The organism is Pullulanibacillus sp. KACC 23026 (genome assembly GCF_029094525.1).
Classification (GTDB): domain Bacteria; phylum Bacillota; class Bacilli; order Bacillales; family Sporolactobacillaceae; genus KACC-23026.
In genome coordinates, this window is sequence record NZ_CP119107.1 from 1244229 (window position 1) to 1257048 (window position 12820).

General features: G+C 43.0%; 15 protein-coding genes. 10 read left to right on the forward strand and 5 right to left on the reverse strand.

Translation table 11 applies throughout. From position 1 onward, the window contains the following. Positions 1-526: 526 nt before the first annotated feature. From PU629_RS05465 to PU629_RS05495, 7 genes are all read left to right on the forward strand, one after another. Entirely contained in the window at positions 527-2194 is a 1668-nt protein-coding gene (locus tag PU629_RS05465) for a glycerol-3-phosphate dehydrogenase/oxidase (protein ID WP_275283273.1), read from the forward strand. 155 nt (positions 2195-2349) lie between these two features. Further along, positions 2350-3225, forward strand: coding sequence for a 5'-3' exonuclease (locus PU629_RS05470; protein WP_481900477.1), 876 nt, complete (start codon positions 2350-2352; stop codon positions 3223-3225). Positions 3226-3660: 435 nt separating this feature from the next. Beyond that, entirely contained in the window at positions 3661-4599 is a 939-nt protein-coding gene (locus tag PU629_RS05475; protein ID WP_275283274.1) for a nuclease-related domain-containing protein, read from the forward strand. An 837-nt stretch (positions 4600-5436) separates the two neighbouring features. Beyond that, on the forward strand, positions 5437-5616 hold the full coding sequence (locus PU629_RS05480; RefSeq protein ID WP_275283276.1) for a DUF5370 family protein: 180 nt from the start codon (positions 5437-5439) through the stop codon (positions 5614-5616). Positions 5617-5742: 126 nt separating this feature from the next. Beyond that, positions 5743-6114: a RepB family plasmid replication initiator protein gene (locus tag PU629_RS05485; RefSeq protein WP_275283277.1), complete on the forward strand. Its 372-nt coding sequence runs from the start codon at positions 5743-5745 to the stop codon at positions 6112-6114. Positions 6115-6336: 222 nt separating this feature from the next. Beyond that, positions 6337-7146: a GH25 family lysozyme gene (locus tag PU629_RS05490; RefSeq protein WP_275283279.1), complete on the forward strand. Its 810-nt coding sequence runs from the start codon at positions 6337-6339 to the stop codon at positions 7144-7146. A 258-nt stretch (positions 7147-7404) separates the two neighbouring features. Further along, a complete protein-coding gene (locus PU629_RS05495; RefSeq protein WP_275283280.1) occupies positions 7405-7896 on the forward strand; it encodes a GNAT family N-acetyltransferase in 492 nt (163 codons plus the stop codon). 18 nt (positions 7897-7914) lie between these two features. Here PU629_RS05495 and PU629_RS05500 read toward each other — a convergent pair whose 3' ends face one another. Next, positions 7915-8436 (reverse strand): hypothetical protein, encoded by a 522-nt coding sequence (locus PU629_RS05500; RefSeq protein WP_275283281.1) that lies wholly within the window; start codon positions 8434-8436, stop codon positions 7915-7917. A 152-nt stretch (positions 8437-8588) separates the two neighbouring features. Here PU629_RS05500 and sspL point away from each other — a divergent pair, with 152 nt between their 5' ends. Beyond that, on the forward strand, positions 8589-8726 hold the full coding sequence (gene sspL / locus PU629_RS05505; protein ID WP_275283282.1) for a small, acid-soluble spore protein L: 138 nt from the start codon (positions 8589-8591) through the stop codon (positions 8724-8726). Positions 8727-8943: 217 nt separating this feature from the next. On the opposite strand, the gene PU629_RS05510 is transcribed toward sspL, so the two are convergent. Then, a complete protein-coding gene (locus tag PU629_RS05510) occupies positions 8944-9126 on the reverse strand; it encodes a cold-shock protein (RefSeq protein ID WP_275283283.1) in 183 nt (60 codons plus the stop codon). Between the two features lie 122 nt (positions 9127-9248). Between PU629_RS05510 and PU629_RS05515 the strand changes: the two genes are divergently transcribed. Both PU629_RS05515 and PU629_RS05520 read left to right on the forward strand, forming a co-directional pair. After that, the gene (locus tag PU629_RS05515; protein WP_275283284.1) at positions 9249-9803 is read left to right on the forward strand and encodes a beta-class carbonic anhydrase; all 555 of its coding nucleotides are present in this window, start codon (positions 9249-9251) and stop codon (positions 9801-9803) included. Between the two features lie 529 nt (positions 9804-10332). Continuing rightward, positions 10333-11364 (forward strand): glycoside hydrolase family 15 protein, encoded by a 1032-nt coding sequence (locus PU629_RS05520; RefSeq protein WP_275283285.1) that lies wholly within the window; start codon positions 10333-10335, stop codon positions 11362-11364. Between the two features lie 571 nt (positions 11365-11935). Here PU629_RS05520 and PU629_RS05525 read toward each other — a convergent pair. From PU629_RS05525 to PU629_RS05535, 3 genes are all read right to left on the reverse strand, one after another. Continuing rightward, positions 11936-12091: a hypothetical protein gene (locus PU629_RS05525; protein ID WP_275283286.1), complete on the reverse strand. Its 156-nt coding sequence runs from the start codon at positions 12089-12091 to the stop codon at positions 11936-11938. A gap of 89 nt (positions 12092-12180) precedes the next feature. Further along, positions 12181-12498, reverse strand: coding sequence for a hypothetical protein (locus tag PU629_RS05530; protein ID WP_275283287.1), 318 nt, complete (start codon positions 12496-12498; stop codon positions 12181-12183). A 7-nt stretch (positions 12499-12505) separates the two neighbouring features. Then, on the reverse strand, positions 12506-12661 hold the full coding sequence (locus PU629_RS05535) for a hypothetical protein (RefSeq protein ID WP_275283288.1): 156 nt from the start codon (positions 12659-12661) through the stop codon (positions 12506-12508). Positions 12662-12820 lie beyond the last annotated feature (159 nt).

A 12820-nucleotide genomic window follows, 5' to 3' on the forward strand; every position in this document is an offset into this window, starting at 1 on the left:
GTTAGACAACCACCCATTTTTGTTAAGTGTTTAAACATAAAAACAGTGTCCGAGAAAAACTCATAGGTTAAATCTATACTTGGGAAGAAGGGAGTCGCGGCGTTAGCGATTTTGTTCTGTGTTGCGAAGGGATAAAATCATAAGTTCAACAAGGCGACCGGCATTGCCTAAAGGCTTGGTGAGAACCTTGTTTTCATTAAAATGAGTTTTATGATTGAATTGTAAATAAAATACAAGCGATGGGGTTAGGAAACTGATAAACTTTGGAACTATGAGTTTACAAGGATCAGCTAAAGTTATATAATATAGGTAAGTTAATAACGGTCAAGGAACTTGAGAGACCACAAAACATGAATGTTCATTTGAATTTGGACATTTAAGTGTTTTGTGGTCTTTTTTTATTTGGCTATTAAGGAAATCGATTCGGTCCAGCCTTTTATAAGGATAACTGTCAGGCTAAACCAATCAATAGAAACGTAAAAAACGGCATCACGTGTTGATCAAAAATAAATTGAGGTGAAGGATCATGACATTTTCTAGTTTGAAAAGAAAAGAAACGCTATCGGCAATGGCAAATAAAAAGCTTGACCTTCTTGTAATAGGCGGCGGGATTACAGGAGCCGGGGTTGCTCTTGATGCGAAGGTCAGAGGGTTAGATATAGGTTTAGTTGAAATGAATGATTTTGCTTCTGGTACATCAAGTCGTTCCACCAAACTCGTGCACGGCGGTCTTCGCTATTTGAAGCAATTTGAAGTCAAGCTTGTGGCTGAAGTCGGTAAAGAACGGGCTATTGTTTACGAGAACGCACCGCATGTGACGAAGCCGGAATGGATGCTTCTCCCCATGTATGAAGGCGGAACATTTGGACCGTTTACGACATCGATTGGCTTAAAAGTGTATGACTTCTTAGCGAAAGTTAAAAAAAATGAACGCAGAAGCATGCTGAATCGCTCTCAAACGCTTCAAAGAGAACCGCTTTTGAAAAAGGACGGTCTAAAAGGGGGCGGGTATTACGTTGAATACCGCACAGATGATGCTCGTTTAACCATTGAAACCATTAAGGCAGCCGTGGCGAAAGGGGCCCATGCGGTTAACTATGCAAAGGTAGATCAGCTTTTATATGATGATCATGGAAAATTGATCGGCGTTCATGTGACGGACCAGATCAGTCAAGAAACCTATGAAATTTTTGCTAAGAAGGTTGTCAATGCAGCAGGTCCGTGGGTGGACACTATTCGTGAGATGGATAAGTCAAAAAAGGGAAAATATTTGCATCTGACTAAAGGAATTCACATCGTCATCGACGGCAAACGATTCCCCATGAAGCAAGCGGTTTATTTTGATACAACCAACGGTGATAAGCGCATGATCTTCGCGATTCCTCGAGAAGGGAAAGTTTATATAGGAACAACCGATACCTTTTACACAACATTTCCTATTCATCCGCGTATGACAGCAGAAGACCGTGACTATCTGCTTGAGGCGATTAATGGGATGTTTCCAGATGCCAAGTTAACTCCTGAGGATGTGGAATCGAGCTGGGCAGGTGTGCGTCCTCTCATCCATGAAGAAGGGAAGTCCCCATCTGAAATCTCGCGGAAGGATGAAATTTTCCTTTCTCATTCGGGATTGATTACGATTGCTGGAGGAAAACTGACCGGTTATAGAAAAATGGCGGAACGCGTCGTCGATTTAGTCGGTGAACAATTGGAGAAAGAAGAAGGTCGTCACCTCCCAGCTTGCACAACCGATCATGTGAAGCTGTCCGGTGGTGAGGTAGGCGGTTCAGCCGGGTTTCCAGCTTTTGTGGAGAAAAACGTGCAGCGTGGGGTGGCGTTAGGGCTAAGCCAAAATGAGGCCAAAATATTGGTTGATCGCTATGGCTCCAATATTGATTCTCTTTACGACATCATTGTCTCCCAAGAAGAGGTCGCTTCAACCGACCTGCCTCTTGCTGTTAAGGCAGCGGTTATATATGGAATTAAAGAGGAAATGGTCGTTACGCCTATCGACTTTTTCACAAGACGCACTGGTGCTACTCTTTTCAATATTAACTGGGCTAGACAATGGAAGCAGCCAGTCATTGATTTCATGGCTAAACTCTTCAATTGGTCAACTTCTGAAAAAGAAGAGCACACAGCCAATTATGAAAGAGAACTAGAAGAGGCCTGTATTCCTGTTGACAAAGACTAATCCCTATATGGGGTTAGTCTTTGTTTACGTTTCTGAAGCTAGAAGGACCGCAAAATGTTGTAGTGACGTCACCAAGAAGAAGGGACAGGTCACATAATCATGGTATAATAGTAAGGCATTTATTTTTTTGTAGTTTTTATAAGGAGGCGTATCTTTTGTCTGAACAAAAGAAAGTGATGCTCGTTGATGGGATGGCTTTGCTTTTTCGCGGTTTTTTTGCCACGTCTTATAGAGGTCAATTCATGTTAAATAAAAGCGGAGTTCCAACGAATGGAATTTATGGTTTTCTTCGCTATTTTATAAATGCGTTTCAAACGTTCCAGCCAACACATGTGATCTGCTGCTGGGACATGGGGAGCAAGACCTTCCGAACGGAACTGTTCGATGCCTACAAGGGAAATCGGGATGAACCGCCGACGGAACTGATCCCTCAATTCGATTTGATTAAGTCGGTCGTCGAAGCGTTGGAAGTCCCAAATGTTGGAATTAAAGGCTATGAAGCCGATGATTGTATCGGGACACTTGCTAAGCAATTACAAGTGGAAGCCGATGTCATTATTTTAACGGGTGACCAGGATATCCTGCAGCTCGTCGATGAACGTGTTTCGGTAGCCATCATGAGGAAGGGTCACGGAAATTACGCGGTCTATACCCCAGAAAGCTTTTTGGAAGAAAAAGGCATAGTGCCGCCGCAAATGATTGACTTAAAGGGGCTTATGGGAGATACCTCTGATAATTATCCAGGTGTTAAGGGAATTGGGGAAAAAACAGCTCTCAAACTCCTTCAAGAGCACGGATCGATCGATGGGATTTTGGATAATTTGGATAAGCTGTCCAAAAGCATCAGGTCGAAAATCGAGACCGACCTCGATATGCTCCATCTCTCACGCCGATTAGCCACCATTCATTGTGAAGCACCAATTACCTGTTCTCTTGAAGAGGCCCTTTGGACATTTGATAGCAGCCAAGCATTAGAACGCTTAAGAGCGATTGACTGTGATCACATGGCCAAACTCGTACAGGTTTCATAGGGGCGGTTCCCTGCTCGACTAGTCAAATGTGCTGGTGAGAAGATTAGGTTGCTTGTTGCTCTGACCCAAGCCGAACGGGTGGTTAGCGATCGGTTTCTATTTTTTTACACCTTAACGCCTTTTGTGGGCGTTTTTTTTTATCGCTCATTTCTATAAGATTGATGCTATTTAAGTAAACTTTGGTGAGAGTAGCAACATGATGTAAATTAGAGGTAGCGGATCCATGATGTTTTCCAAGTAGTAGCCTGATTCGCGGATTGCCCCTGGAAAGCGAGCCTAAAGTCGAAAAAAACAAAGTTTGCGAAACAAATTCACCAAGAGATTCTAGATGAAGGCAAAAGTTGATGTGGTGTCTGAATTTTCATGATATAGTTGAGGTGACATTTTATAGGAAAGAGGTGTTGGGTTTGATAGGTTTTGAAGGAGGTGGCTCTTTTGTTCATAAAGCAGCGAGAGGTCCCATCTGAGTTGAAAATAACAAGGTTTCTGCAGCATCGTATGAATTGGACGGAAAAAGAAACACGACAACTTGTATATGATGAGAAAGGCTTTGAAGGGGAAGTATTTGTCGATCACTTGATTGAGAAGTTTCCTGATGACAACTATTTAGCAATTGGTGACTTTTTATTTGAGTTTAATAGTTCCTATGCTCAGATCGATACGCTTCTTCTTATGGCCAATAAGCTGATTTTATTTGAGATCAAAAATAAGGAAGGTGACCATTATTACGAAGAGGGTAAATTATTTACAGCTTCTGGCTACGAATTAAAAAGTCCTTTTGAGCAAAGTGACCGGGCAGAAGCCTTATTTCGGAAAAAATTGCAGTCGTTTGGTATAAAGATACCGATCGACTCCTACATCCTATTTGTTCACCCCGAATTCACTCTGTACCAAGCCCCAATGACAATCCGTAAACTCGTATTGCCCACACAGCTGAATGCCTTTTTTAAGAAGTTAGAAGCAAATCTATCCCCCGTATCAAGAAAACAAATCGATCTTTCTCAAAAGCTCCTCAACTTCCACCAACCCGACTCTCCCTTTAAACGATTGCCCAACTACACCTACGAGGAATTAAAAAAAGGACTCTATTGTGAATCCTGTACAAACTTCTCGTTATCCCCTTCTGATAAAAAAATAGTATGTCAGACGTGCAAACATGAAGAGTCGATTAAGCATGCTGTGTTGCGCGGTGTTGAAGAGTTCCACATCCTATTCCCCAACCACAAAATCACATTGAGCCGTATCAAAGATTGGTGCCGATTGGAGATTTCGGATAGGAGTTATCAGCATGTTTTAAGCTCTAATCTTGTAGTTAAGAATCATGGGAGATACTCTTACTATATTTTGGCTGAAAAAACTTATAGGAAAGTGTAATGGGTGCACCAACGCACCAAATCGAGGCTCCAACACACAAGAATAAGGCATGAGTGGAGCCTCCAGTGTGTGATGAAGGCTCCAATACACAAAAATAAGGCATGAGTGGAGCCTCCAGTGTGTGATGAGGGCTCCAATACACAAAAAAAAGGCGTGAGTGGAGCCAAAAGTGTGAGATGGAGGCTCCAACACACAAAAAAAGGCGTGAGTGGAGCCTCCAGTGTGTGATGAAGGCTCCAACACACAAGAATAAGGCGTTGGTGGAGCCAAAAGTGTGAGATGGAGGCTCCAACACACAAAAATAAGGCATGAGTGGAGCCAAAAGTGTGCGATGGAGGCTCCAACACACAAAAATAAGGCGTGAGTGGAGCCTCCAGTGTGTGATGGAGGCTCCAACACACAAAAATAAGGCGTGAGTGGAGCCCCCAGTGTGCGATGGAGGCTCCAACACACAAAAATAAGGCGTGAGTGGAGCCTCCAGTGTGAGATGAAGGCTCCAATACACAAAAATAAGGCGTGAGTGGAGCCAAAAGTGTGCGATGGAGGCTCCAACACACAAGAATAAGGCGTGAGTGGAGCCTCCAGTGTGAGATGAAGGCTCCAATACACAAAAATAAGGCATGAGTGGAGCCAAAAGTGTGAGATGGAGGCTCCAACACACAAGAATAAGGCGTTGTTGGAGCCCCCAGTGTGAGATGAAGGCTCCAATACACAAAACCGAGGCGTGAAGGAGGCCAAAAGTGTGTGATGGGGGCTCCACGTAAGTCAGGGAATCCGCCCTGACAGGTATATTTTTCTTCTGATCAATTAAAAATAGATTGGAAAGGAGTGCAAGCAATGGGAGCGATTCAAAAAAATGGATTTACGTTTGATGTGGAGTATAGTAATATGCTTCAACGTGGTGCTGTGCATGTTTTTCAGAATGGTGAATTTGTACATGAGATGCCATTCACATTTCAAGGGGATGATCCCGATCCAGAGGAGATCCAGCGCATGGTGGATACATTCTTTGAGTGAGTGAGCCACAAAAAGCAATCATCGCTCTTCCAACTGTAGATAGTAGGGAATCGTTTGCTGGTGCTAATTGCTTCAAAATTGGTCGGCTGTTTCAGACAAGGCCAATAAATAAGAGGGGGGACACCATTGTCATTAAATGTAAATTGGTTTGACTCGATTGGGGAGAACCTTCGTCTTTTTGAGAAAAAGATACTGTATGGAATCGGAGCGCATGTTCGACGCAATGAGACTAAGCGTTATACGATTTACACCATCCATCTCACTGAATTTGGATTGGATCTTCTCAATCCTTCAGATATTACGGAGCGATTGTCCAATTTAAAAAATAGGACCGTTTCTATGGCAATCGGTACGGGTAAAGCACGTGTTCCCCTTTTAACTGACGTGAGGTATGATGATCCAAGTAAAACAGTAACGATAACATTTAACTCTTTGTTAAAAGGTGGTTATCTCTCTCTTGGCGAAAAGGCGTTTAGCCAACAGGTTCTCAGTTGCTAATCAATGGTGTAAAGGCGACGGCTGCCGCTACCGCGAAATGCAACTCGACCCGAATGGAGATGTTGACACTTAAGAGATGATCAAAATAGGCGATTTGCTTATAGGAAAAGTCCTTTTTCCAACCGCATGGAAGGGGGCTTTTCTTTTTTTGGCTTTTTTTAATTGTGCGTCCGCTCCTTTAATCTACTCCTGAGGTAAAAAAAGTTAAAAGGAGGCTGTACAATGCAAAAGCGTTCGGATCAAAATTTTAAAGGGATTGATGTGAGTCATTGGCAAGGTGAGATTCAGTGGGAAAAGGTTAAAAATGCAGGGATGTCGTTTGTTTATATTAAAGCGACAGAGGGGACAAGTGTGACGGATCCGTGTTTCAGTCAAAATGTAAAAGGGGCCAAGCAGGCGGGTCTCATGGTGGGGGCGTATCATTTTGGGCGATTTAAGGATGGGGAAAAGGCGGAAAAGGAAGCGAATCATTTTGCGCAGATCGTCAAACCCTTTAGCCTCGATCTGCCGCCTGTCCTGGACATTGAAACAAATCAAGGCCTTTCGAAAAAAGACCTTTCGAGTGCTGCACTTGTATTTCGTCAAAGGCTTAAATCACAGCTTTCGGCAGATTGTATGCTCTACACCTCTACTCATTTTGCCAAAGAGCATCTGGATCTAACGGTAAAAAAACTTCCGGTGTGGATTGCTCATTATGGCGTTCTTACTCCAAAGGAAAATGGAATTTGGGAGAATTGGGACGTTTTTCAGTTCAGCGACCAAGGAACGGTGCCTGGGATCAAAGGGAATGTTGATTTGAACGAGTGGGATCGAACACGGGGGGAGGCTTTTTTCGCCGCTAAGAGTACGACGATTCAAAGAGAAGCTCCTATCCAAAACCACACCGCTCATTTAATTATTAAGAAAGGGGACACCTTCTGGGATTTGGAAACGAAAAATGGGTGGTCCCATGGCACCTTAACGAAGCTGAATCCCGGTATTGATCCTAGAAAACTTCAAATTGGCCAGAAAATTAGCTGTCCGCACAATTAACTAACATCTAGTGAACAACCTCGCGCCTAGCCTTTAGGCGAAGGGGGTAACCAAGTTGCACCTTTACAAAAAAAGAGGCCGATTTAATCGGCCTCAAAAAAAGGGGGAGAAGATAATTCGCTCTTGTCTACATTATTGACCATTTTTCAAAGATTAAACCCTTTATTTGCAAAAAAGATGTCCTATTTTAATCGACTCACGTTTTGGTGCGTCCCTCGATATAGTAATAAAGATAAGACCAAAGAGGGGGGCGACATCATGTCCCAAGAGTATACCTATCGGATGATTGATCCCGTAAAAGATGGCGAAACGGCGATACGGATTCGCCGGGATTCTTTTGATATAAGCTTTCAAGACCCAGATGGGATGGGGGATCCTAAGGGTTACCTCATTTGGATTGAGATAAATAATCTCCTTTATCCAGGGAGTTTTGTCATGATGGAGAAAGACGGGCAACTGGTTGGCCAAATTGAACTTGAATTTTTAAGCTATTTTAATAAGCCGATTGGTTTCGTAGATTTATTTTACCTTCTGCCCGAATACCGCGGGAAGGGGCTTGGGGCGGAACAACTAAACTATGTTGAATCTTTTTTTAAAAGGTATGGTCTTGATGAGTATCATCTTCGGGTCTCGCCGACCAATGAACGGGCCCTTCGTTTTTATAAAAAGCATGGTTTTGAATTCATTATGGAAGAGCAGCTTAACCATCGTGTTTGGAGGCTCAGAAAAAGGATTCAAAAAGCTCGATGATGAGCTTTTTGAATCCTTTTACTTAGAATCAGAAAATCGTGCAAGACTGTTTAACGTCTCAATCATTTTGTTGAGAACGATTGGAATATCCATAATAAACAACTCATCGACGGGCTCTGGCAGTGTAAGCGTGATTTGGTTCGTAATGGTTTGGTCTTGGCCATAAATGAAAGAGAGCTGTTGCTCAATTTTAGGCTTCAAATCTCGCCAAATTTGGTTGAGACGAAACCGGATTCCTGAGCAGTCATGATCGACCTCTTTAATTTGAATGAAGAATTGAATCATGAGTTCACAAGGGTATGGACCGTAGCCATCCTCTAATACTTCGCCTGCCCAACTGTCAGCATCCGTAGCCAAGATTAATAAACCTTCGATCGGACTTTGTGTTTTTTTAAACCCTACCGAATACGCACGAGCCATCTTGGCCAGGTCTATGATGTCGCTTCGATCAGAAATTTCAATGTCACCAGATAAGTCTAAATCATAGACAGAACCTTCAAGAACCACCTTTAAGTTGTCATAGACCGTTGGATCAAACATGTTAGTCACCTCAAAACGGACAGCTTCTGTATGGAGTGCATACTGAATCTAAGTATAACGTGATGCTAGGAAGAGAGCAACCAGAACTAAGGAGAATAACGTTTCATATTGCTCGACTCAGACGGGCAAACTAGTGCCTGGGAGGTGTTAGTGTGAAGAAAGAACGACGTCGAAACAGCGGGAAAACGGCATCCAGTGTCAATCCCCAAGGTCTTTCTGAGGACGTAGCGGACCAGCAGCCGACTACAGAACTTGAGGATCGTGCCAAAAAGAAAAACACGAAGATATGAAGGTATAAAGAATGGGAACAGCTCCCATTCTTTTTTAAGTTCTACATAGAGCAACTACAGTGAACGCGCCAACTTTGAAAAATTTTGTTATTAGACATACAATAAAAGAAGGCATGAAATTAGAAAAAGGACTGGCTCTTTGATAAAAAGGCCGCCTTTTTTGTAAAAGGCAGCCTTCTTCTTTTAAGGGTCAGTCCTTTTTTCACAGATAATGCGTTTAGTCTAGTACGGGTAAAATGCGTGTCTCTTTTACCATATCAGATTGGCATAAGGGGCACTTCGGTTCGGTATCGAAGGAATAGGCAGCGCGCATGAATCCTGAACAATTTTCACTTGTACAAGCCCATATTTCAGTTTCAACTTCGGGAACCGGCTCCCGGCGGTTTTTGTTAAACGCCATGATTTTCCCCCTTTAGTTAGCTTTATCATAAGCTTTCTTCTTTTATTATAACGCAATTCAAACAAAAACCAAAATAAGCGGGTAAAAAAAGTTTTGACTATTTAAGAAGGCGAGGAGAGAGCATGAGTCGATTGGATGAATTGCTTGAATTTAACGAAAAATTTGTTGAAGGACAAGAATATGAGGCGTTTAAAACGTCTAAATTTCCAGATAAGAAAATGGTTATCTTAACTTGTATGGACACCCGGCTTACTGAGCTCTTGCCAAAAGCTTTGAATTTAAAAAATGGGGATGCCAAAATTATAAAAAATGCGGGTGCCATTGTTAGTCATCCGTTTGGAAGCATAATGAGAAGCCTAATTGTTGCCGTTTATGATCTTGGGGCGGAAGAAGTCTTTGTGATTGGCCACCATGGTTGCGGGATGGGGAGTATTAATGCTGAAAATACGCTTCAAAAAATGCGTGACAGAGGGATATCAGAGGATACGATTCAAACTCTTGGCCATGCGGGTATTGATCTCAATAAATGGTTAGCAAGAATTGATTCTATCCCTGAAAGTGTTCGGACAAGTGTTGAAATGATTCATCAACATCCGCTCATTCCAAATGATGTTCCTATTCATGGGCTCGTCATTGATCCAGAGACTGGTAAGCTTGACCATGTTATAAGTATTTGAGAAATGATTAACCTGAATGGAACTGTCCATTAAAAGGCTGTCCTATTGGCTTTTCCTCTTACTAAGAGGGAAAGGCATTGAGGCAGCTTTTTTTACGTTAAGAAAAACGATGCAGGAAAAATTTGTCGTGCAACTAAGCGCCCCTCTTCGCCTAATGGCTTGGCGACACCCTCTATGTATGACCCCAAGATGAATGGAGGTCACATGGGATGTCCTTTAGGAAAAAACTAAGTATTTTCTAATTTGTCCTCGTGATAAAAGTGTTCGCCATTATTCGTGCAGTCTCATAAAATAGTAGTGAGACAGTGAATCTGCTGTCGATGGCTATTATTAATCCTTCATTGGGCTGGGCGATCGAAAAGAAATGCCATAGAATTTATAATTTGGGCGTTTGAAAGCGTTTAAATGTGTCTATAATGGGTAATAAATAATTAAACGACTTTTTTCGAAGTTTTTCGGGCTTGACTTTAAAGTGAACCATTATTCAATTTAAAAGGCAAACCCAGAAGCGTTTTGGGAGGGTTTTCGAATGAACATTGAAAAAGCATTGGACGTTTTGGATCAAATGAGGCTTGAAAATGGAGCTTATTTGGCTAGCCTTTCCGATGACTATGGTTATGTGTGGATTCGGGATGTGGTGTATACGGTATTACCATTTATCTTTACACCCTCTGACCGCTATGAGAAGGCATTCCATGCTTTATTTGACTTGTTCAAATCCTACGAGTGGAAAATTGATATTCACACCAAAAAGAAACCGGTTTATTTATATGAATATATTCATGCCCGTTATTCAAAGGACCTAAAGGAAATTCCCGTTGAATGGGGACATGCGCAAAACGATGCGATCGGGGCTTTCTTATGGGGAGTCGGCGAGGGACGACGCTATGGACAGCAGGTCATTCGCGATGAGGATGACTGGCGAATTCTTCAGAAGCTTGTCGATTACTTGGCGTGTGTCCAATATTGGCAAGCTGAGGATAACGGCATGTGGGAAGAAAATATGGAGCTCCATGCTTCAAGTGTCGGGGCTTGCGTGGCCGGATTGAAAGCCGTTAAGCTTTTGGTTAATGTCGATAAAGAGTTGATTAAGAAAGGCGAGGAAACACTCCGGTTCTTATTGCCTAGGGAGAGCCGGACGAAAGAGACGGACCTTGCCTTATTGTCTCTCATTTATCCTTATCGTGTCGTTGACCGGCAAATGGCGCTTAAAATCCTATCCAATGTTACCAAACAGCTTGAGCGTGAGCGCGGTTGTATTCGGTATGTGAATGATCAGTACTATAATGAGGGCTGTGAAGCGGAATGGTGCTTTGGTTTTCCTTGGCTTGGCCTTTGTTACCGTGAGTTGGGTCTCCATGATCAAGCGGAAGCCTATTATGAGAAAACCTTATCTATTCTTCCGGATGACTGGCGAGTACCTGAACTTTACATTGGCGGCCGGGATGTTCCTAATGTCAATACACCACTTGCATGGGCGGTCTCTATGTCCTATCTTTTCTTAAAGAGTCTTGAAGATGATGAACATGTGCAGAAGCATCGAAATTCCATCTCACAATAAAGACTGTTTTTATAAAATCTAACCTTTTCTGATACGGCCTGGTGAGCGATCACCAAAAAGGACGAAGAGGTTAGATTTTTTTGTTTTTTAGGAAATTATAAAATTCTCGACTTGTGGATACATCGACATTGAAACGTCGTTTTTTGTGCGAAAATAACCTCGCTTTGCGCGGGCACGGCAATACGTCCGCGCAAAGCGAGGTTATCGTCGTTACACGTAAAACGATTAGGCGTAACCAGAATACGCTATCCGCCTGCAACTGGACTGGAATGCCGAAATAAAGGAATGACGTTACGCCAATTTTGATTGAGCGTAACAAGGATACGTTATCCTCCGCGAATCGGTCCAGAATGCCGAAATAAAGGAATGACGTTACGCCTATTTCGGTTGAGCGTAACGAGGATACGCTAATCCTCCGCGAATCGGGCCGGAATGCCGAAATAAGGGAATGAGGTTACGCCAATTTTGATTGAGCGTAACAAGGATACGCTAATCCTCCGCGAAATGGGACGGAATGCCGAAATAAGGGAATGAGGTTACGCCTATTTCGGTTGAGCGTAACGAGGATACGCTAATCCTCCGCGAATCGGGCCGGAATGCCGAAATAAGGGAATGAGGTTACGCCAATTTTGATTGAGCGTAACAAGGATACGCTAACCTCCGCGAATCGGTCCAGAATGCCGAAATAAAGGAATGACGTTACGCCAATTTTGATTGAGCGTAACAAGGATACGCTAATCCTCCGCGAAATGGGACGGAATGCCGAAATAAGGGAATGAGGTTACGCCTATTTCGGTTGAGCGTAACGAGGATACGCTAATCCTCCGCGAATCGGGCCGGAATGCCGAAATAAGGGAATGAGGTTACGCCAATTTTGATTGAGCGTAACAAGGATACGCTAACCTCCGTAAAATGGGCCGGAATGCCGAAATAAAGGAATGACGTTACGCCAATTTTGATTGAGCGTAACAAGGATACGTTATCCTCCGCGAATCGGTCCAGAATGCCGAAATAAGGGAATGAGGTTACGCCAATTTTGATTGAGCGTAACGAGGATACGCTAACCTCCGCGAAATGGGCCGGAATGCCGAAATAAAGGAATGAGGTTACGCCAATTTTGATTGAGCGTAACAAGGATACGCTAATCCTCCGCGAATCGGGCCGGAATGCCGAAATAAGGGAATGAGGTTACGCCTATTTCGTTAGAGCGTAACCAGAATACGCTATTCCTCTCCCAATTGCCCATTTGAGTCGTTAGGCGTAACGAGCATTCTCTATTTAACTCGGAACGGCCCATTTTACCCAGGAAGTTGACCAGTAACGTATCCTAGTTGCGCTTCTTATGTTAAAACGGGACGATTTTCCACATTGGTTAGACAACCACCCATTTTTGTTAAGTGTTTAAACATAAAAACAGTGTCCGAGAAAAACTCATAGGTTAAATCTATACTTGGGA